The sequence below is a fragment of the Streptomyces sp. PKA51 genome (genome assembly GCF_057552455.1).
Genome location: NZ_BAAJPZ010000034.1, coordinates 1 through 19,044, shown reverse-complemented (window position 1 = coordinate 19,044; position 19,044 = coordinate 1). Strand labels below are relative to the sequence as shown.

The window sequence follows — 19,044 nt, the reverse complement described above, 5'->3', positions numbered from 1 at the left end:
TGAATCTACTCGCCGGGCTCCAGGCCGTCGCCGAAGTGGTCCCAGCCGCCCGCCTTGTCCCAGGGGGCGCCGTCGACGGTGACCTGGGGCAGGGCGGAGGGGCTGACGACCTCGCCGATGACCTTCCAGCGGGCCGGGAGTTTCACGTCGGGCGGGAACGTGGCGACGATGGCGTGGTCCTCTCCCCCGGTGAGCACCCACTGCAGGGGGTCGACGCCGACGGCCTGGCCGATGTCGGACATCTGGGTGGGTACGTCGATGGCGGCCGTGCGCAGGTCGATGCGGACCTTGCTGGCCTCGGCGATGTGCCCGAGGTCGGCGATGAGGCCGTCGCTGACGTCGGTCATGGCGGTGGCGCCGAGGGCGGCCGCGGCGGGGCCGGCGTGGTACGGCGGTTCGGGCCGGCGGTGGGCCTCGACGAAGGCGCGCGGGGAGCGGAAGCCGCGGGAGAGCACGGCGAGGCCGGCGGCGGACCAGCCGAGCCAGCCGGTGACGGCGACGACGTCGCCGGCGCGGGCGCCGGAACGGGTGACGGGCTCCTGGTTGCGCAGGTCGCCGAGGGCGGTGATGGCCACGGTGATGGTCTCGCCGCGCACGACGTCGCCGCCGACCACGGCGGCGCCGGCGACCTGGCATTCGTCGCGGATGCCGTCCATGAGCTCGGTGGGCCAGGTGGCGGGGAGCTCGGCGGGCACGACGAGGCCGAGCAGGACGGCGGTGGGCACCGCGCCCATGGCGGCGATGTCGGCGAGATTCTGCGCGGTGGCCTTACGGCCGACGTCGTAGGCGGTGGACCAGTCGCGACGGAAGTGCCTCCCCTCCAGGAGCACGTCCGTACTGGCCACCACCCGGCGGTCGGGCGCTGCGACCACCGCGGCGTCGTCGCCCGGTCCCAGGCGGACCGCCGGGGTGGTGGTGAGCCGGGAGGTCAGCTCTCTGATGAGCCCGAACTCCCCCAGCTCGCCCACGGTGCCTTTCACTGAGCTCCTCCTCGGAGTGTCGGTTGCCCTGATCCTGACTGTTCGTGACGTGCTTCCGCGCCGCGCAGGCCGCGCGGGTCTCCCCGCCGCGCCGGGCGACGCGGTACCGTGGCGTCTCTTCTCCCCACATGATCCTCGTAGCCGCCCTGGAGGTTCCGTGGTACAGGCGTACATCCTGATCCAGACCGAGGTCGGCAAGGCGTCGACCGTGGCCGAAGTCATCGGAAAGATCGAGGGAGTGATCCAGGCCGAGGACGTCACCGGGCCGTACGACGTGATCGTGCGCGCCCAGGCGGACACCGTCGACGAGCTCGGCCGGATGGTGGTGGCCAAGGTGCAGAAGGTGGAGGGCATCACCCGCACGCTGACCTGCCCGGTGGTCCACATCTAGCTCCCCGTATCCTCGGGCCGGTGAAGTCTGCACTCCACCGGCCTTCCGGCCTGCCCGCGCTCGCCCTGCTGCTCGCCGCCGCGACCGGTGCGGTCACGGCCTGCTCGGGGCCCGGCGACCAGGCCGGGCCCGCGGTGCCGACGCCGCCCGCGGCCGAGGCGGCACTGTGCCGGGCGCTGCACGCCCAGCTGCCGGCGACCGTGGACGGGCTGAAGCGCCGCGCCACCGATCCGGCCTCGGACCTCACGGCCGCCTGGGGCGACGGCGTGCGCATCACGCTGCGGTGCGGGGTGCCCAAGCCGGAGCTGCTCAAGCGGCGGCCCGATGCGGACTCGGTGGACGTGGACGACGTGGGCTGGCTGCCCGAGCGGCAGTCCGACGGCAGCGTGCGCTGCACCACCGTGCGCCGGAACGCCTGGGTCGAGGTGACCCTGCCGAGGAAGGTGGTGGGCGACGCCGGTGACATCAGTGCGCTGACCGATCTCTCCGGCGCCGTCCGCAGGACGATCCCCGAGGGGATCATCTCCTAGCCCTCCCGGCCCTCCCCGGCCCGGCGGCTAGCGCAGGCCGGTCGGCCGGCGCAGGGCGGCCTCCAGGAGGCGGTCGACCAGCTCGGCGTAGGTCAGCCCGGTCTCCTGCCACATGCGCGGGTACATGGAGATGGGCGTGAAGCCGGGCATGGTGTTGATCTCGTTGATCACGAACTCGCCGTCCTCGGTGAGGAAGAAGTCGGCGCGCACCAGGCCCTCGCAGGAGGCGGCGTCGAAGGCGCGCACGGCGAGCTCCTGGACCTCGCGGGTCTGCTCCTCGGTGAGCGGGGCGGGGACGATGCCGGGGGCCGAGTCGATGTACTTGGCCTCGAAGTCGTAGAAGTCGTGCGCGGAGACCGGGGGGATCTCGGCGGGCACGCTGGCGCGCGGGCCGTCCTCGAACTCCAGCACGCCGCACTCGATCTCGCGGCCGCGCAGCAGCGACTCGACGAGGATCTTCGGGTCGTGGCGGCGGGCCTCCTCGACGGCCTCGTCCAGGCCGGCGAGGTCGTCGACCTTGGTGATGCCCATGGAGGAGCCGGCGCGGGCCGGCTTCACGAACAGCGGCCAGCCGTGCTCGCCCGCGAAGTCGACGATCTTCTTGCGGGCGGCGGCCGGGTCGTTCTCCCACTCGCGCGGGCGGATCACCACGTACGGGCCGACGGCCAGGCCGAAGGAGGTGAAGACGCGCTTCATGTACTCCTTGTCCTGCCCGACGGCGGAGGCCAGGACGCCGGAGCCCACGTACGGGATGCCGGCGAGGTCGAGCATGCCCTGCAGGGTGCCGTCCTCGCCGTAGGGGCCGTGCAGCACGGGGAAGACGACGTCGACCTCGCCGAGCGCCTTGGGGACGGCGCCGGGCTCGGTGTAGACGACCTCGCGGTTGGCGGGGTCGACGGGCAGCACGACGCCGCCCTCGGCCGACTCGGCCAGCTGCTCGACGCTGGGCAGGCTCCGCTCGGTGATGGCCATCCGCTCGGGCTCGTCGGCGGCGAGCGCCCAACGCCCCTCGGTGGTGATGCCGATCGGCAGCACGTCGTACTTGCTGCGGTCGATGGCGCGCAGCACGGCGCCGGCGGTGACCACGGAGATGGCGTGCTCGGAACTGCGACCGCCGAAGACGACCGCGACGCGCGGCTTCCGGGCGGTGCTCTGGGGGGAGGTCTCGCTGCTCATATCGGGTTGAGAGTACCTGGTGGCGTCGGGTGGGTCAGTGGCGCTCGGGCTTGGCGCTGCGCGCCATGAGCTCCTTGAGGGCGACCATGGGCGGCTTGCCCTCGTGGACGATGCCCACGACGGTCTCCGTGATCGGCATGTCGACATGGTGACGCCGGGCCAGATCGAGCACGGATTCGCAGGACTTGACGCCCTCGGCGGTCTGCTTGGTGACGGCGATGGTCTCTTCGAGGGTCATGCCGCGGCCGAGGTTGGTGCCGAAGGTGTGGTTGCGGGAGAGCGGCGAGGAGCAGGTGGCGACGAGGTCGCCCAAGCCGGCCAGGCCCGCGAAGGTGTGCGCGTCGGCGCCCATGGCCAGGCCCAGGCGGGTGGTCTCGGCCAGTCCGCGGGTGATCAGGGATGCCTTGGCGTTGTCGCCGAGGCCCATGCCGTCGGCGATGCCGACGGCCAGGGCGATGACGTTCTTCACGGCGCCGCCGAGCTCGCAGCCGACGACGTCGGTGTTGGTGTAGGGGCGGAAGTACGCGGTGTGGCAGGCGGTCTGCAGACGCTTGGCGGCGTCCTCGTCGCGGCAGGCGACGACGGCGGCGGCGGGCTGCCGGGCGGCGATCTCGCGGGCGAGGTTGGGGCCGGTCAGGACGGCGACGCGGTCCGCGGAGACCTTGGCGACCTCCTCGACGACCTCGCTCATCCGCTTGGCCGTGCCCAGTTCGATGCCCTTCATCAGGGAGACCAGGACGGTGTCGGGGGCCAGCAGGGGCGCCCACTGCGCGAGGTTGCCGCGCAGGGTCTGCGAGGGCACGGCGAGGACGGTGAAGTCGGCGTCCCGGGCGGCCTCGGCGGGGTCGGTGGTGGCCCGTACGGCGGCCGGCAGTTCGACGCCGGGGAGGTAGTCGGGGTTGGTGCGGCCGGTGTTGATGGCCTCGACGAGCCCGGCGCGGCGGCCCCACATGGTGACCTCGCAGCCGGCGTCGGCCAGCACCATCGCGAAGGCGGTGCCCCAGGAGCCGGTGCCGTAGACGGCGCAGCGCGTCACTTGCTGTCCTCCTCGGCCGTCGTCGCCTGCCGGGCGCGGGCGGCGGCGCGGGCCTTCTTGGGGTTGTAGGGCTCGGCCGGGGCGGGCTCGCCGCGCAGTTCGGCGAGGAGGTCGGTGATGGCCTTCATGATGACGGCGGTCACCTCGCGCAGCACCTCGGCGGTGGGCTCGCGGTCGTAGTAGGCGGACAGGTCGACGGGCGGGCCGGCCAGCACCTTGAGGGTCTTGCGGGGGAAGAGCCGCAGCTTCTTCTCCTTGGCATACGGCGGCATGGCCTCGTTGGCGCCCCACTGGGCGACGGGGATGACGGGGGCGCGGGTGAGCAGCGCCACGCGGGCGGCGCCCGTCTTGCCCTCCATGGGCCACATGTCCGGGTCCCGGGTGAGGGTGCCCTCGGGGTAGAAGGCCACGCACTCGCCCCGGTTGATGGCGTCCACGGCGGCGCGGAAGGCGGTGGCGGCGTCCGCGCTCTCCCGGTAGACGGGGATCTGCCCGGTGCCGCGCAGCACGGCGCCGACGAAGCTGCCCTTGAACAGGCCCGCCTTGGCCAGGAAGCGCGGGACGCGCCCGGTGTTGTACTGGTAGTGCGCGTACGACAGCGGGTCGAGGTACGAGTTGTGGTTGACGGCGGTGATGAATCCGCCGTCGGCCGGAATGTGCTCCATTCCCCGCCAGTCCCGCTTGAAGAGAACCACGAGCGGCGGTTTGGCCAACACCGCGGCAAAGCGGTACCAGAAGCCGATTCTGTGGCGGGACACTCGGACACCCTTCTGTCGGGACCTGGAAGCTGCTCGGGCGCTCTCGCTCACCCGGGGGCCGGACAAGTGTCGCCCCAGGTACCCGGTCTGTCGAGAACACCGTAACCCCGCGCCCCGCCCGGCTCCGCGGCGGCGTTGCACAATGACCCCCGTGCCGACGACGGAGGGGACGCAGGTGGGCTGGACGCTGGTGGTGCCGGTGAAGCCCCTGGCCGTGGCCAAGAGCCGGCTGGCGGCGGGCACGGGCGCGCTGCCGGCGCCCGCGCTGGCACTGGCCTTCGCGCAGGACACCGTGGCCGCCGCGCTGGCCTGCGCGTCGGTACGGGATGTGGTGGTCGTCACGGCGGACGCCCGGGCCGGCGCGCAGCTGTCGGCGCTGGGCGCCCGGGTGCTGCCGGAGCCGGCGGGCGGCGGGCTGAACGCCGCCCTCGCGCACGGGGCGCGCCTGGTACGGGCCCGGTGCCGGCGGGCGGGGGTGGCCACCTTGAACGCGGATCTGCCGGCGCTGCGCCCCCACGAACTCGGCCTTGTGCTCGATTCCGCCGCCGAATTCCCGCGCGCATTTCTCGCGGATTCGGCGGGAATCGGTACGACGCTGCTCGCGGCCGCCCCCGGAATGGAATTGGCTCCCGCGTTCGAGGGCCGCTCCCGCGCCCGGCACGCGGCGTCGGGGGCCCGCGAGATCGCCCTGGCGGGCGTGGATTCCGTGCGCCGGGACGTGGACACCGAGGCGGACCTGCGGGCCGCACTGGCACTGGGCGTGGGCCCCCGCACGACCGCCCTGACCGGACGGCTGTCGCTTCCGCTGCCACTGCCGGGCACGCCGGCGGATTAGGGCGCCCCATAAGGGGCGCGGGGAACTGCGCGATCAACCAGTGCCGGCCCGCAGCTGACACGCCATCCCGGCTCCGAGCACTCTGCGGGCGCGTCGTGGCTTGTCGCGCCCACGCGGCGGCAGCCGCAGATCGGCACGGCCCCGCGCCCCCACGGGGCGCGCTGCATGATCCGCCCGGCAGGGCCTAGGCTGCACCCATGCAGGCCACCGCGTACACCTTCGATCCTTCGACCCGCTCCGGGAGCGTCCTCCTGGACGACGGCACGCCCGTGTCCTTCGACGCGGCGGCGTTCGACGCGGGGGGCCTGCGGCTGCTGCGGCCCGGGCAGCGGGTGCGGATCGAGTTCGCGGAGCCGGCCGGCGGGCCGGTGGCCGAGCGCCGGGTGACCCTGGTGACCCTGCAGACGTTCTGAGGTCTTCCGGGGCTTTTCCCCGGACACACCGCGGGCCGGGCTCCCCTGGGGAGCCCGGCCCGGCGCGTTGACGCTGTGCGGTGCGGCCTTCGCCCTACTTCTTGCGGGCGGTGGTCTTCTTCGCGGTGGTCTTGCGCGCAGTGGTGGTGCGGGTGGCGGTCTTCTTGGCGGGCGCGGTCTTCTTCGCCGTCGCCGCCTTCTTCGCCGTGGTCGCCTTCTTCGCCGGCGTGGCCTTCTTCGCCGTCGTCGTCTTCTTGGCGGCGGCCTTGGTGGCCGGAGTGGCCTTCTTCGCCGTCGTCGCCTTCTTCGCCGGCGCTGCCTTCTTCGCCGTGGTCTTCTTCGCGGCTGCGGCCTTCGTCGGGGCGGCCTTCTTCGCCGTCGTCTTCTTCGCCGCGGCGGCCTTCTTGGTCGTGGCCTTCTTGGCCGCGGCCTTGGTGGTGGCCTTGCCACCGGTGAGGCTGCCCTTGGGCGCCTTCTTGACGGAGACCTCGCCGGCCTTCGGGAGCTTCTTGGTACCGCTCACCAGGTCCTTGAAGCCCTGGCCCGCGCGGAAGCGCGGCACCGAGGTCTTCTTGACCCGCACACGCTCGCCCGTCTGCGGGTTGCGGGCGTAACGGGCCGGGCGGTCGACCTTCTCGAACGAGCCGAAGCCGGTCACCGAGACCCGGTCACCGGCACACACCGCACGGACGACCGCATCCAGGACCGCGTCGACCGCATCCGCGGCCTGCTGACGGCCGCCGAGCTTGTCGGCAATCGCTTCAACGAGCTGCGCCTTGTTCACGTCTTCCCCTTCGGAGACATTGGCTGGAATGTGCTCCAGCTTTTTCGCACGTTAGGCAGATATATACCGCAAATCAAACACGAAACGGTCTAATCACCCTTGTGCCGCAACGAACCCGGCGCATCACGGAGTTCCGCGCATGCCGGGGTCTTGGGGGAAACGGCCCTCGTCAAGGTCGTTCATCAGCCGGTCCAGACGCCTTGCCGCGCCTTGGAGATCGTGCTTCGCCGAGGCCGTGATGGCCAGCAGCTGCCGGGACAGCGCCATCCGTACGCCCTCCGGGACTTGCAGTGTGCGCACTCTTGCGTGCGCTTCCTTCAGTTGGGCGGCGACGAGCCGGTAAAGCCCGAGTTGGCTGTCGCGTTCCATGCACCGATTGTGCCATCTGAGGCGAGTTGTCGCTTCACGGGCCCTCAACAACGCACCGCGCCCCCTGTCCGAAGACAGGGGGCGCATCATGCCAAACCCAGGGTGAGCAGCGAAAATCCGGGGCCGCGGCGGGGGTGGAGGAGCCGGTCGACACTGGGCCAAACGAGCCCGAATCGACCCGTCAGATCGGCGTCGTGACCGGCTTGTACGCGGGCCGGCCCTGCTCGAAGGCGGCGATGTCGGCCTCGTGGCGCAGGGTCAGCGCGATGTCGTCGAGACCCTCCAGGAGCCGCCAGCGGGCGTTGTCGTCAAGCTCGAATCCGGCCGTGATGCCCGCGGCCCGCACCTGGCGGGTCACCAGGTCGACGGTCACCTCGGCCGAGGGGTCGGATTCGGTCAGCTCCCACAGGGCCTCGACGGTCTCCTGCGGCAGCACGACGGTCAGCAGACCGTTCTTCAGCGAGTTGCCGCGGAAGATGTCGGCGAAGCGGGAGGAGACGACGGCCTTGAAGCCGTAGTTCTGCAGCGCCCACACCGCGTGCTCGCGGGAGGAGCCGGTGCCGAAGTCCGGGCCGGCGAGCAGCACGGTGGCGCCGGCGCGCTCGGGGCGGTTCAGGACGAACTGCGGGTCCTTGCGCCAGGCCTCGAAGAGGCCGTCCTCGAAGCCGTCGCGGGTGACCTTCTTCAGCCAGTGCGCGGGGATGATCTGGTCGGTGTCGACGTTGCTGCGGCGCAGCGGCACGGCCCGGCCGGTGTGCGTGGTGAAGGCTTCCATGGTCAGACTCCGGAGGGGGTCGGGGCGTCGGCGAGGTCGGCGGGCGAGGAGAGACGGCCGGTCACGGCCGTGGCGGCGGCGACCTGCGGGGAGACCAGGTGGGTGCGGCCGCCCTTGCCCTGCCTGCCCTCGAAGTTGCGGTTGGAGGTCGACGCGCTGCGCTCGCCGGGGGCGAGTTGGTCGGGGTTCATGCCCAGGCACATCGAGCAGCCCGCGTGCCGCCATTCGGCGCCGGCCGCGGTGAACACCTTGTCCAGCCCCTCCTCGACCGCCTGCAGGGCCACCCGGACGGAGCCGGGCACCACCAGCATCCGTACGCCCTCGGCCACCGTGCGGCCCTGGAGCACTGCGGCGGCGGCGCGCAGGTCCTCGATGCGGCCGTTGGTGCACGAGCCCACGAAGACGGTGTCGACACCGATCTCGCGCAGGGGCTGACCTGGTGTCAGTCCCATATAGGCGAGCGCGCTTTCGGCGGCGGACCGCTCGGAGGCGTCGGCGAAGGAGGCCGGGTCGGGCACGGCTGCGGACAGGGGTGCTCCCTGGCCGGGGTTGGTGCCCCAGGTGACGAACGGCGACAGTTCGGAGGCGTCGATGACGACCTCCTTGTCGAAGACCGCGTCGTCGTCGGTGCGCAGGGTGCGCCAGTGGGCCACCGCGGCGTCCCAGTCGGCGCCCCGGGGGGCGTGCGGGCGGTCCTTGAGGTAGGCGAAGGTGGTCTCGTCGGGGGCGATCATGCCGGCCCGGGCACCTGCCTCGATGGACATGTTGCACACCGTCATCCGGGCCTCCATCGAGAGCTTCTCGATGGCCGGGCCGCGGTACTCGATGACGTGGCCCTGGCCGCCGCCGGTGCCGATGCGGGCGATGACGGCGAGGATCAGGTCCTTGGCGGTGACGCCCTCGGGCAGCTCGCCCTCGACGGTGACCGCCATCGTCCGGAAGGGCGGGAGCGGCAGGGTCTGGGTGGCCAGGACGTGCTCGACCTGGCTGGTGCCGATGCCGAACGCGAGCGCGCCGAAGGCGCCGTGGGTGGAGGTGTGGCTGTCGCCGCAGACCACCGTCGTGCCGGGCTGGGTCAGTCCCAGCTGCGGTCCCACTACGTGGACAACGCCCTGCTCGACGTCGCCCAGGGGGTGCAGCCGCACGCCGAACTCGGCGCAGTTGCGGCGCAGGGTCTCCAGCTGGGTGCGCGAGACCGGGTCCGCGATGGGCTTGTCGATGTCGAGGGTGGGGGTGTTGTGGTCCTCGGTGGCGATGGTCAGGTCGAGCCGGCGGACCTTGCGGCCGGCCTTGCGCAGGCCGTCGAAGGCCTGCGGGCTCGTGACCTCGTGGAGCAGGTGCAGGTCGATGAAGAGGAGGTCGGGCTCGCCCTCGGCGCGCCGGACGACGTGCTCGTCCCAGACCTTCTCCGCGAGTGTCCGTCCCATCGCTGTCCGTCCTTGTGGTGGGTGCTGTTCGTTCCAGGTTGGCGCTTCTCCGGGAAAATTGAACTTGCGTTTCACAGAGTGAGACGGAAGTATCGTTGCATGGACAACTCTAGTGGCGCCTCAAGCGGTGTGGGCGTTCTCGACAAGGCGGCTCTGGTACTGAGCGCTCTGGAGTCCGGTCCGGCGACGCTCGCCGGGCTGGTCACGGCGACCGGGCTCGCGCGCCCCACGGCGCACCGGCTCGCGGTCGCACTGGAGCACCACCGGATGGTGGCGCGGGACATGCAGGGCCGGTTCATCCTCGGCCCGCGGCTCGGCGAGCTCGCGGCGGCTGCGGGCGAGGACAGGCTGCTGGCGACCGCCGGGCCGGTCCTGACGCATCTGCGCGACGTGACGGGCGAGAGCGCGCAGCTCTACCGCCGGCAGGGCGACATGCGCATCTGCGTGGCGGCGGCGGAGCGGCTGTCCGGTCTGCGGGACACGGTGCCGGTGGGCTCGACGCTGCCGATGAAGGCCGGTTCCGCGGCCCAGGTGCTCATGGCCTGGGAGGAACCGGAGCGGCTGCACCGCGGGCTGCAGGGCGCCCGTTTCACGGCGACGGCCCTCTCCGGCGTACGGCGGCGGGGCTGGGCCCAGTCGATCGGTGAGCGCGAGCCGGGTGTGGCCTCGGTCTCCGCGCCCGTGCGCGGCCCCTCCAACCGCGTGGTGGCCGCCGTGTCGGTCTCCGGCCCCATCGAGCGCCTGACGCGCCACCCGGGCCGCATGCACGCCCAGGCGGTGCTGGACGCGGCGGTCCGTCTCACGGAGGCCCTGCGCCGCGCGGGGTGAGCCCGCAGGGGTCCGGGGCCCGCGCCCCGGGCCCCGGCTTTTTGCGCGGTGCCGCACACACGAAAAATGCCCCCCGCTTTCGCGAGAGGCATTTTCCTTTTACGTACCCCCGACCGGATTCGAACCGGCGCTACCGCCTTGAGAGGGCGGCGTGCTAGGCCGCTACACAACGGGGGCTTGCTTTTCTTTTGTCTGCAGACTCGAAAGCAATCTGCGCTGGGCTACCAGGACTCGAACCTAGACTAAATGAACCAGAATCACTCGTGCTGCCAATTACACCATAGCCCATGGTGGTTTTTTAACCAGTACCCCCGACCGGATTCGAACCGGCGCTACCGCCTTGAGAGGGCGGCGTGCTAGGCCGCTACACAACGGGGGCCCTAGCGATTCCCTTGCAGGAATCAGTACCCCCGACCGGATTCGAACCGGCGCTACCGCCTTGAGAGGGCGGCGTGCTAGGCCGCTACACAACGGGGGCTCGCACTGCGTTTTGCTTCGAGAGAGAGTTTATCAAGAGAATTCGAAGCGATTTTCTCTTGCTGGGGTACCAGGACTCGAACCTAGACTAAGTGAACCAGAATCACTCGTGCTGCCAATTACACCATACCCCACCGTAACTCCACCCCCCGTAAGGGGTCTTGTCCGGCTCGCGCCCTCCGCTCCGGCCTCTCGGCCCTCCCGGGCGGCGCAGGAAGAACATTACCCGAAGGTGGTCCGGTGACCAAAATCGATAACCCCGGGCCCCGCGGAGGCCGCCGATCGGCCGGTGGACGGGCCGGTGAACGACGAGGGCCCGGCGGCCTCACGAGGAGGCTGCCGGGCCCTCGTACGGGCACGGAGGGGCCGTCAGGCGCCCAGGCGCGCCAGGGCGGCGTCCACGCGCGTCAGGGTGCGGTCGCGGCCGAGGACCTCCAGGGACTCGAACAGCGGCAGGCCCACCGTGCGGCCCGTGACGGCCACGCGAACGGGGGCCTGGGCCTTGCCGAGCTTCAGGCCGTGCTCCTCGCCGGCGGCGACGACGGCGGCCTTGAGGGCGTCGGCGTTCCAGTCCGTCTCGGCGAGCTTGGTGCGGGCGGTGCGCAGCAGGTCGGCGGAGCCCTCCTTCATGGCCTTCTGCCAGGAGGCCTCGTCGTCGACCGGCTCGTCGAGGAAGAGGAAGTCGACGTTGGCGGTGATGTCGGAGAGCACCGTCAGCCGGGTCTGGGCGTGCGGGGCGATCGCCTCCCAGGCGGCCCGGTCGAACTTCTCCGGGTCCCAGGGGGCGTGCGGGGCGCGCAGCCAGGGCTCGCAGGCCTCGGCGAAGGCCTTCGGGTCCAGGCGCCGGATGTGGTCGGCGTTGATGGCCTCGGCCTTCTTGAGGTCGAAGCGGGCCGGGTTGGCGTTGACGTCCTCGATGTCGAAGGCGGCGACCATCTCCTCGACGGAGAAGATGTCCTGGTCGGCCGACAGGGACCAGCCCAGGAGCGAGAGGTAGTTCAGCAGGCCCTCGCGCAGGAAGCCGCGCTCCCGGTAGAGGTTCAGGGAGGACTGCGGGTCGCGCTTGGAGAGCTTCTTGTTGCCCTCGCCCATGACGTAGGGCAGGTGGCCGAAGGACGGCGTGGTGCCGTTGCCGACGCCGATCTCGGCGAGGGCCTTGTACAGGGCGATCTGCCGCGGGGTGGAGGAGAGCAGGTCCTCGCCGCGCAGCACGTGCGTGATCTCCATCAGCGCGTCGTCGACCGGGTTGACCAGCGTGTACAGCGGGGCGCCGTTGGCCCGGACGATGCCGTAGTCCGGCACGTTCTCCGGGGTGAAGGTCAGCTCGCCGCGCACCAGGTCGGTGAAGGTGATCGGCTCGTCGGGCATCCGGAAGCGGACGATGGGCTCGCGGCCCTCGCGCTCGTAGGCGGCCTTCTGCTCGGCGCTCAGGTCGCGGCAGGTGCCGTCGTAGCCGGAGGGGCGGCCGGCGGCGCGGGCGGCCTCGCGGCGCTCGTCGAGCTCCTCGGCGGTGCAGTAGCAGTGGTAGGCGTGGCCGGCCTGCAGGAGCCTGGCGGCGACGTCCTTGTAGAGGTCCATGCGCTGCGACTGGCGGTACGGCGCGTGGGGGCCGCCCACCTCGGGGCCCTCGTCCCAGTCGAGGCCGAGCCAGCGCATGGCGTCGAGCAGCTGCTCGTAGGACTCCTCCGAGTCGCGCGCCGCGTCGGTGTCCTCGATGCGGAAGACCAGGGTGCCGCCGTGGTGGCGGGCGAACGCCCAGTTGAACAGGGCGGTGCGGACCAGACCCACGTGCGGGTTGCCGGTCGGCGAGGGACAGAAACGTACGCGGACGTTCGCGTTAGCCACGCTTGATCACCTTGTTGGTGAGAGTGCCGATGCCTTCGATGGTGACGGCGACCTCGTCGCCGACGTTCAGGGGTCCGACCCCGGCCGGGGTGCCGGTCAGGACGACGTCGCCGGGCAGCAGCGTCATCGCCTCGGTGATGTGGACGATCAGGTCCTCGACGGAGCGCAGCATGGCGCTGGTGCGGCCCTGCTGGCGCGGCTCGCCGTTGACCGTGCAGGAGATCGCCACGTCGGCGGGGTCCAGCTCGGTCTCGATCCAGGGGCCGAGCGGGCAGGAGGTGTCGAAGCCCTTGGCCCGGGCCCACTGCTTCTCGCGCTGCTGGACGTCGCGTGCGGTGACGTCGTTGGCGCAGGTGTAGCCGAGGATCACGTCCTTGACGCGCTCGCGCGGGACCTCGCGGCACATGCGGCCGATGACGACGGCGAGCTCGGCCTCGTGGTGGACCTCGCTGGAGAAGGAGGGGTAGGCGATGGGGTCGCCGGGGCCGACGACCGCGGTCGACGGCTTGAAGAAGGCGACGGGCACCTCCGGCACCTCGTTGCCGAGCTCCGCGGCGTGTTCGGCGTAGTTGCGGCCGATGGCCACGACCTTGTTGGGAAGGACGGGCGGCAGCAGGCGGACCTTGCTCAGCGGAATTCGCTGGCCCGAGCGCTCGAATTCCGCGAAGGGGTGTCCCTTGATGATGTCGAGGACGGGACCGTTCTCGGTCGACTCGTCCCCTTCCACGACGCCGAAGGCGACGTTTCCCTCGATGGAGAACCTGGCGATGCGCACGGGAGGCGTTTTCCCCTTGTCGTATGTGGCCGGGTGATCGGCCGGAGATCGGACACCCCAGGCTATCGCGGGGGGTCCTGCCGGCCCGTGCGCCGCCGTTGCCGAAAGCGCCCCTTTACTCCGCGGCGGGCGCCTGGGGTGCGGGCGCGGTCATCAGGATGGTGCGCCGCGGGTTGGCGGTGGCCGTGGGCAGCTGCTGGGCGTGCCGGGGGAGCATCTCCTCGGCGAGGCGCAGCGACTCGGCGTCCTTCAGGTGCGCGAGCGTGGTGCGGCGGGGGTTGGCGATCTTCCGGGTGGGGGTGGCCGTGGGGGCGGTGTTCACGTCGGTCCTCGCGTGGGGATCGGGGGCTTGTGGTGCTTTCACCGGGCGTTTCGTGCGCCCGTGCAAAGGAACCAGGCTAGGCGCGCCTATCCCCAGCGGCGGGGCGGACGAGTCCCGGCTTTCCTGTGAGTTTGCTCACGACAGGACCGAAAAATGCGGCATACCGGGCGACCGCCGGGCTACGACTAAACGGACATTGCAGGGCTGAATCTGACGTTCCGCTCCTGATCATGGCGACTGGGACACGCCCGGGGTGGGACCCCGACCCACACGACCGATGGCTACAAGTCCGACATTAAGGACCGGAACTTCTACGCTGCGTCACGTGAGCGCTCACACCCGGTGACCGTCGTGTCCATGGCCACCACCGGCCTTGTTGGGAGATCCGGCACTGTGCTGGAATTCCCGGGACCGCCAGGGGGGCACCGCGGTCCCCCCACGACTCGACACCGTCCCTCCGCTCACCCGGCGGGACGCCTGGTCCAGAGGTTGCGACGCTAGTGCAGGGACGTTTCAAGAGGGATGGCAGCGCTGCGGCGGAGCCGGAGCCGCGCGGTGCGACCGACCGCGGCACGCCCGCCGGCGCGCCGGAGGTGCCGAACGGCGGCGAGGCCGCCCAGCGGCCCAAGGAGAAGAAGGGCGAGAAGGCCGGCAAGCCCGGCCCCAGCGGCCCGGGCTCACGAATAGCCCTGCGCAACTGGCGAATCAGTACCCGTCTCGTCTCGCTGCTCGCCCTCCCCGTCGTCGCCGCGACGACCCTGGGTGCGATGCGCATCAACGAGTCGCTGACCAACGTCGACCAGCTCGACCACATGAAGCTCCTCACCGAGATGACGGGCAAGGCGACCCAGCTCGCCGACGCCCTGCAGGAGGAGCGGGACAAGTCGGCCGGTCCGATCGTCCAGAAGAACAAGGGCGACGACTCCGTGGTCGCCCCGCGGCAGAAGACCGACCGCGCCATCGACGCCTTCCGTGAGACGACGAAGAAGGTCAAGGCCAACGACCCGACGATGGTCGGCGTCCAGACCACCCTTGTCGACATCACCAAGCAGCTCGACAAGATCAAGGCGGTCCGGGAGAGCGCGTACACCGACGAGCAGTACATCTCCCAGACGGTCAACAACTACGACGGACTGATCAACGCGCTGCTGTCGCTGTCCCAGGACATGGCCCAGGCCACCAGCAACAGCGACATGATCACCTCGACCCGCGCGCTGGCGACGTTCTCCGCCGCCAAGGAGTACGCCTCCATCCAGCGTGCGGTGATCTCCGCCGCGCTCGCCAACCCCAAGGGCGCGAGCCTGTCGGCCAACGACCACCAGTACGGCAAGGCCGCCCTGGACGCCGAGGAAGAGGCCCTGCGCCGCTTCACCGCCATCCGGGCCGGCGACTCCGCCGACCTGCTCAAGGCCCTCAACGGCGGTGACACCAACGTCACCGCGGCGAACACCTTCGCCGAGCGGGCCTTCGGCAACACCGACGCGTTCAAGGGCGAGAAGACCAGTTACCGCGACTGGTACGACCAGGACAGCGTCAAGCTCGAAGAGATGGCCAAGATCGAGCAGACCCTGCTGTCGCAGATGGACCAGAAGGCCCAGGAGCTGCGCGACGAGGCCCAGCAGGAAGCCATCCTCAACGGTGCCCTGATCGTCCTCGTCCTCGGCATCTCGCTCGTCGGCGCCTTCGTCGTGGCCCGCTCCATGGTGCGCTCGCTGCACCGTCTGCAGGACACCGCCCAGAGGGTCGCCAACGACCGTCTGCCCGAGCTCGTCAAGCAGCTCTCCGAGTCCGACCCGCAGGACGTCGACACCTCCGTGGAGTCCGTCGGCGTGCACAGCCGGGACGAGATCGGCAAGGTGGCCGCGGCCTTCGACCACGTGCACCAGGAGGCCGTCCGCCTCGCCGCCGAGCAGGCCCTGCTGCGTGGCAACGTCAACGCGATGTTCACCAACCTCTCGCGCCGGAGCCAGGGCCTCATCCAGCGTCAGCTGTCCCTGATCTCCGAGCTCGAGAGCCGCGAGGCCGACCCGGACCAGCTGTCCTCGCTGTTCAAGCTCGACCACCTCGCCACCCGCATGCGCCGTAACGGCGAAAACCTCCTCGTCCTCGCGGGTGAGGAGCCCGGTCGCCGGTGGACCCGCCCGGTCCCCCTCGTCGACGTCCTGCGCGCCGCCGCCTCCGAGGTGGAGCAGTACGAGCGCATCGAGCTGTCCGGCGTGCCGCCGACCGAGGTCGCCGGCCGCGTCGTCAACGACCTCGTGCACCTCCTCGCCGAGCTGCTGGAGAACGCCACCTCGTTCTCCTCCCCGCAGACCAAGGTCAAGGTCACCGGTCACGCGCTGCCCGACGGCCGCGTGCTGGTCGAGATCCACGACACCGGCATCGGTCTGTCGCCCGAGGACCTCGCGGCGATCAACGAGCGGCTCGCCTCGCCGCCCACCGTGGACGTCTCGGTCTCCCGCCGCATGGGTCTGTTCGTGGTCGGCCGCCTGTCCCTGCGACACGGCATCCGCATCCAGCTGCGCCCGTCGGACTCCGGCGGTACGACCGCGCTCGTCATGCTGCCGGTCGACGTGGCCCAGGGCCACAAGAAGCCGGCCCCCGGCGCGGGTCAGGCCGGTCAGGCGGGCCCCGGTGGTCCCGGTGCGCCGGCCGCCGGTGCCGGCCAGCAGCGCCGCCAGGTCACGGGCGGTCCGCGCCCGGCCGGGCCGGGCCAGCGTCCCGCTGCGCCCGAGGCCGGCCTGCCGCGCCGCGCCGGCGGCCCCGGTGCCGGCACCCCCGGCGGTGCCGCCGCCGGCAGCCTCTTCGACACCGCACCGCGCGGCGGCAACGCCGCCCCCGGTGGCGACGGCCGTGCCGCCCTGCCCCCGCGCGGTGCCGGGGCCCCCGGCGGGCCCGCCGGCCAGGCCGGTCCCGCGGCGATGCCGCCGGCCGGTGGTCCGGGCCGCAAGGGCAAGGGCCGCCAGCGCCCGGCCGACGACTGGCCGCTGGCCTCCGACGGTGCGCCGCGCGCGGGCCAGGAGGCGCCGCGCGGCCACGAGAACACCGAGCACACGGGCGGCTTCCCGCAGCCGGGTGCCGGGGTGCCGGGCGGCGGCCCGGGCGACACGGCGCAGTTCCCGCCGGTTCCCGCCGCGGGCGAGCCGCGCCACGCCACGGGGCAGTTCCCGGCGCCGGGCAACGGCGCCGGTGCACAGCCGGGCGGCGGCCCGGGCGACACGGCGCAGTTCCCGCCGGTCACCGACGGCACGCCGAAGCCGGCGGACCTCGCGTCCGCGGGCACCACGGGCCAGTTCGCGCTGCCGGGCCGGGGCGAGGACATGTCCGGTACGGGCCGCTTCCCGCAGCCGGGGTCCGAGCAGTCCTCCGGTACGGGCCAGTTCCCGGTGCCGGGCCAGGACCGGGGTCACGGTCAGGACATGTCGGGCACGGGCCAGTTCGAGCGGCCGGACCGGGCCGGCGAGCACTCCTCGGGCACGGGGCAGTTCCCCGTCCCCGCCCAGGAGGACCCGCTGACCGGCACCGGGCAGTTCCCGCAGGTCTCCGCGACCACGGGCCAGTTCCCCGTGCCGGGCCACGGCCAGGACGCCGCCACCACGGGGCAGTTCCCGCAGCCTGCCGCCGAGCACTCCTCCGGCACCGGGCAGTTCGCGCTGCCCGCCGCCGACGAGGGCGCGGGCACGCCGCTGTTCGAGGAGCTGGAGTCCAACTGGTTCCGCGGCGCCGCCGGCGAGGGCCAGGTACCGCAGCAGCCCGCCGACTCCGAGCGTCCGGCTCCGGCCGCCGCCGCGGAGCGCCGGGCGCCGCAGGACGAGGCCCGCGAGCGGGCCGAGTGGCGGGAGTCCCCCAACGACGAGCGCTGGCGCCGGGCCGAGCAGGTCCGCGAGCCGGCGGCGGGCGGCATCACCTCGTCCGGGTTGCCGCGGCGGGTGCCGCGGGCCAACCTCGTCGAGGGCACCGCCCAGACCACCCAGACGCAGTCCCTTCCGACCGGTCCGCAGGTCTCGCGTGCGCCCGACGACGTACGCGGCCGACTGACCAATCTCCGCCGGGGCATCCAGCAAGGACGTCAGGCCGGCAACGGTCCGTCCACCGGCAGCCACAATGTTGGCCCCACTTACCAGCAGGAGCGTTAGTTGAGTCCGATGAGCCAGGCGGCGCAGAATCTGAACTGGTTGATCACCAACTTCGTGGACAACACCCCCGGTGTGTCCCACACGGTGGTGGTCTCCGCCGACGGACTCCTTCTGGCGATGTCCGAAGGGTTCCCGCGGGACCGCGCCGACCAGCTGGCGGCGGTGGCCTCCGGCCTGACGTCGCTGACCGCGGGCGCCTCGCGCATCTTCGAGGGGGGCGCGGTCACCCAGACCGTCGTCGAGATGGAGCGCGGCTTCCTGTTCATCATGTCCGTCTCGGACGGTTCGTCCCTCGCGGTGCTGGCGCACCCGGAGTGCGACATCGGCCTCGTGGGCTACGAGATGGCCCTGCTGGTCGACCGCGCGGGCACCGTGCTGACGCCCGACCTGCGCGCCGAACTCCAGGGCAGCTTGCTGAACTGACCCGCTCCCACCGCATATTCCGTCCGACCGTACGGCCGAAAACCCCCCACCGGCCCCCGCTCGACGGCATTATTGCCATCCTGCAGTCCCGTCCGGAGGATTCATGACCCCGCCCGTCTCGCCCGGCCCGTACGGCGCTTCCCCGCATGCGTCGTACGGGGAAGATGAAGGCGACCAGCCGCTGGTCCGCCCCTACGCCATGACGGGGGGCCGCACCCGGCCGCGCTACCAGCTCGCCATCGAGGCCCTGGTCAGCTCCACGGCCGACCCGGCCCACCTCGGCGGGCTGCTCCCCGAGCACCAGCGGATCTGCCAGCTGTGCCAGGAGGTGAAGTCGGTCGCGGAGGTCTCCGCGCTGCTGAACATGCCTCTCGGCGTGGCCCGCATTCTCGTCGCGGACCTGGCGGAGGCCGGCATGGTGGCGATCCACCAGCCGGGCGGCGGCACCGAGGCCGGCGGTACGCCGGATGTGACACTGCTCGAAAGGGTGCTCAGTGGACTTCGGAAGCTCTAACTTCGGAAGCTCCGGTTACGGAAGCTCCAGCGGCGGCCCGAGCCGCTCCACCACGTCCGCGAAGATCGTGGTGGCCGGTGGCTTCGGCGTCGGCAAGACCACGTTCGTGGGTGCGGTCTCGGAGATCAGTCCGCTGCGCACGGAGGCCGTGATGACGTCGGCTTCGGCCGGCATCGACGACCTGAGCCATGTCCAGGACAAGAAGACCACGACCGTGGCGATGGATTTCGGTCGTATCACGCTCGACGAC

20 protein-coding genes and 5 tRNA genes are annotated in these 19,044 nt (G+C 71.7%); 9 read left to right on the top strand and 16 right to left on the bottom strand.

Features of this window, described 5'->3' with window-relative positions:
* Positions 1–5: 5 nt before the first annotated feature.
* Positions 6–980, bottom strand: coding sequence for a thiamine-phosphate kinase (locus tag AC27L3_RS28555; protein ID WP_344435892.1), 975 nt, complete (start codon positions 978–980; stop codon positions 6–8).
* Between the two features lie 157 nt (positions 981–1,137).
* On the opposite strand from AC27L3_RS28555, the gene AC27L3_RS28550 reads away from it, so the two are divergent.
* Both AC27L3_RS28550 and AC27L3_RS28545 read left to right on the top strand, forming a co-directional pair.
* Positions 1,138–1,371, top strand: a complete 234-nt coding sequence (locus AC27L3_RS28550; RefSeq protein WP_190063090.1) for an Lrp/AsnC ligand binding domain-containing protein — start codon at positions 1,138–1,140, stop codon at positions 1,369–1,371.
* Between the two features lie 20 nt (positions 1,372–1,391).
* A complete protein-coding gene (locus AC27L3_RS28545; RefSeq protein WP_487236950.1) occupies positions 1,392–1,901 on the top strand; it encodes a DUF3515 domain-containing protein in 510 nt (169 codons plus the stop codon).
* A 27-nt stretch (positions 1,902–1,928) separates the two neighbouring features.
* Here the strand turns inward: AC27L3_RS28545 and AC27L3_RS28540 are convergent, their stop codons facing one another.
* The 3 genes from AC27L3_RS28540 to AC27L3_RS28530 are packed head-to-tail and all read right to left on the bottom strand — an operon-like array spanning position 1,929 to position 4,871.
* Positions 1,929–3,077: a D-alanine--D-alanine ligase family protein gene (locus AC27L3_RS28540; protein WP_487236949.1), complete on the bottom strand. Its 1,149-nt coding sequence runs from the start codon at positions 3,075–3,077 to the stop codon at positions 1,929–1,931.
* Positions 3,078–3,111: 34 nt separating this feature from the next.
* Positions 3,112–4,113 carry an NAD(P)H-dependent glycerol-3-phosphate dehydrogenase gene (locus tag AC27L3_RS28535; RefSeq protein WP_487236948.1) on the bottom strand — a complete coding sequence of 334 codons (1,002 nt, stop codon included), beginning with the start codon at positions 4,111–4,113 and terminating at the stop codon, positions 3,112–3,114.
* The gene (locus AC27L3_RS28530) at positions 4,110–4,871 is read right to left on the bottom strand and encodes a lysophospholipid acyltransferase family protein (RefSeq protein ID WP_487236947.1); all 762 of its coding nucleotides are present in this window, start codon (positions 4,869–4,871) and stop codon (positions 4,110–4,112) included. The genes AC27L3_RS28535 and AC27L3_RS28530 overlap by 4 nt, the downstream gene beginning before the upstream one ends.
* Before the next feature lie 175 nt (positions 4,872–5,046).
* Here AC27L3_RS28530 and cofC point away from each other — a divergent pair, with 175 nt between their 5' ends.
* The gene (gene cofC / locus AC27L3_RS28525) at positions 5,047–5,706 is read left to right on the top strand and encodes a 2-phospho-L-lactate guanylyltransferase (protein ID WP_487236961.1); all 660 of its coding nucleotides are present in this window, start codon (positions 5,047–5,049) and stop codon (positions 5,704–5,706) included.
* Positions 5,707–5,903: 197 nt separating this feature from the next.
* Entirely contained in the window at positions 5,904–6,119 is a 216-nt protein-coding gene (locus tag AC27L3_RS28520) for a hypothetical protein (RefSeq protein WP_487236946.1), read from the top strand.
* Between the two features lie 94 nt (positions 6,120–6,213).
* Here AC27L3_RS28520 and AC27L3_RS28515 read toward each other — a convergent pair whose 3' ends face one another.
* The 4 genes from AC27L3_RS28515 to leuC form a co-directional block, all read right to left on the bottom strand.
* Positions 6,214–6,903: an HU family DNA-binding protein gene (locus tag AC27L3_RS28515; RefSeq protein WP_487236945.1), complete on the bottom strand. Its 690-nt coding sequence runs from the start codon at positions 6,901–6,903 to the stop codon at positions 6,214–6,216.
* Between the two features lie 123 nt (positions 6,904–7,026).
* A complete protein-coding gene (locus tag AC27L3_RS28510) occupies positions 7,027–7,272 on the bottom strand; it encodes an SCO5555 family protein (protein ID WP_365968023.1) in 246 nt (81 codons plus the stop codon).
* Between the two features lie 181 nt (positions 7,273–7,453).
* A complete protein-coding gene (gene leuD / locus AC27L3_RS28505) occupies positions 7,454–8,047 on the bottom strand; it encodes a 3-isopropylmalate dehydratase small subunit (RefSeq protein WP_487236944.1) in 594 nt (197 codons plus the stop codon).
* Positions 8,048–8,049: 2 nt separating this feature from the next.
* A complete protein-coding gene (gene leuC, locus AC27L3_RS28500; RefSeq protein ID WP_487236943.1) occupies positions 8,050–9,474 on the bottom strand; it encodes a 3-isopropylmalate dehydratase large subunit in 1,425 nt (474 codons plus the stop codon).
* 99 nt (positions 9,475–9,573) lie between these two features.
* On the opposite strand from leuC, the gene ndgR reads away from it, so the two are divergent.
* Positions 9,574–10,302 (top strand): IclR family transcriptional regulator NdgR, encoded by a 729-nt coding sequence (gene ndgR, locus AC27L3_RS28495; RefSeq protein WP_344435880.1) that lies wholly within the window; start codon positions 9,574–9,576, stop codon positions 10,300–10,302.
* 104 nt (positions 10,303–10,406) lie between these two features.
* On the opposite strand, the gene AC27L3_RS28490 is transcribed toward ndgR, so the two are convergent.
* The 8 genes from AC27L3_RS28490 to AC27L3_RS28455 form a co-directional block, all read right to left on the bottom strand.
* A tRNA-Glu gene (locus AC27L3_RS28490) sits at positions 10,407–10,479 on the bottom strand.
* 39 nt (positions 10,480–10,518) lie between these two features.
* Positions 10,519–10,590: transfer RNA gene (locus AC27L3_RS28485), tRNA-Gln, on the bottom strand.
* Positions 10,591–10,608: 18 nt separating this feature from the next.
* A tRNA-Glu gene (locus AC27L3_RS28480) sits at positions 10,609–10,681 on the bottom strand.
* Between the two features lie 26 nt (positions 10,682–10,707).
* Positions 10,708–10,780, bottom strand: a tRNA-Glu gene (locus AC27L3_RS28475).
* A 61-nt stretch (positions 10,781–10,841) separates the two neighbouring features.
* A tRNA-Gln gene (locus AC27L3_RS28470) sits at positions 10,842–10,913 on the bottom strand.
* Between the two features lie 235 nt (positions 10,914–11,148).
* On the bottom strand, positions 11,149–12,624 hold the full coding sequence (gene gltX, locus AC27L3_RS28465; RefSeq protein WP_487236942.1) for a glutamate--tRNA ligase: 1,476 nt from the start codon (positions 12,622–12,624) through the stop codon (positions 11,149–11,151).
* Positions 12,617–13,399, bottom strand: a complete 783-nt coding sequence (locus AC27L3_RS28460; RefSeq protein WP_365968027.1) for a fumarylacetoacetate hydrolase family protein — start codon at positions 13,397–13,399, stop codon at positions 12,617–12,619. Before AC27L3_RS28460 ends, gltX begins: the two co-directional genes overlap by 8 nt.
* A 115-nt stretch (positions 13,400–13,514) precedes the next feature.
* Positions 13,515–13,721 (bottom strand): hypothetical protein, encoded by a 207-nt coding sequence (locus AC27L3_RS28455; RefSeq protein WP_487236941.1) that lies wholly within the window; start codon positions 13,719–13,721, stop codon positions 13,515–13,517.
* Between the two features lie 500 nt (positions 13,722–14,221).
* On the opposite strand from AC27L3_RS28455, the gene AC27L3_RS28450 reads away from it, so the two are divergent.
* The 4 genes from AC27L3_RS28450 to AC27L3_RS28435 all read left to right on the top strand — a co-directional run.
* A complete protein-coding gene (locus tag AC27L3_RS28450; protein WP_487236940.1) occupies positions 14,222–17,857 on the top strand; it encodes a nitrate- and nitrite sensing domain-containing protein in 3,636 nt (1,211 codons plus the stop codon).
* Between the two features lie 9 nt (positions 17,858–17,866).
* Positions 17,867–18,280, top strand: coding sequence for a roadblock/LC7 domain-containing protein (locus AC27L3_RS28445; RefSeq protein WP_344435999.1), 414 nt, complete (start codon positions 17,867–17,869; stop codon positions 18,278–18,280).
* Positions 18,281–18,383: 103 nt separating this feature from the next.
* Complete coding sequence (locus AC27L3_RS28440; RefSeq protein WP_344435875.1) at positions 18,384–18,794, top strand: DUF742 domain-containing protein; 411 nt, start codon at positions 18,384–18,386, stop codon at positions 18,792–18,794.
* Positions 18,775–19,044, top strand: a 270-nt coding sequence (locus AC27L3_RS28435; protein ID WP_487236939.1) for an ATP/GTP-binding protein, incomplete at its 3' end; no start/stop codon positions are given. The genes AC27L3_RS28440 and AC27L3_RS28435, both read left to right, overlap by 20 nt.

What these genes read in the sequence shown, in the direction of transcription:
- AC27L3_RS28445 (WP_344435999.1), top strand. Translation starts at nt 17,867, where the DNA reads ATGAGCCAGGCGGCGCAGAATCTGAACTGGTTGATCACCAACTTCGTG.
- AC27L3_RS28540 (WP_487236949.1), bottom strand. Translation starts at nt 3,077, where the DNA reads ATGAGCAGCGAGACCTCCCCCCAGAGCACCGCCCGGAAGCCGCGCGTC.
- ndgR (WP_344435880.1), top strand. Translation starts at nt 9,574, where the DNA reads ATGGACAACTCTAGTGGCGCCTCAAGCGGTGTGGGCGTTCTCGACAAG.
- AC27L3_RS28520 (WP_487236946.1), top strand. Translation starts at nt 5,904, where the DNA reads ATGCAGGCCACCGCGTACACCTTCGATCCTTCGACCCGCTCCGGGAGC.
- AC27L3_RS28440 (WP_344435875.1), top strand. Translation starts at nt 18,384, where the DNA reads ATGACCCCGCCCGTCTCGCCCGGCCCGTACGGCGCTTCCCCGCATGCG.
- AC27L3_RS28510 (WP_365968023.1), bottom strand. Translation starts at nt 7,272, where the DNA reads ATGGAACGCGACAGCCAACTCGGGCTTTACCGGCTCGTCGCCGCCCAA.
- leuD (WP_487236944.1), bottom strand. Translation starts at nt 8,047, where the DNA reads ATGGAAGCCTTCACCACGCACACCGGCCGGGCCGTGCCGCTGCGCCGC.
- leuC (WP_487236943.1), bottom strand. Translation starts at nt 9,474, where the DNA reads ATGGGACGGACACTCGCGGAGAAGGTCTGGGACGAGCACGTCGTCCGG.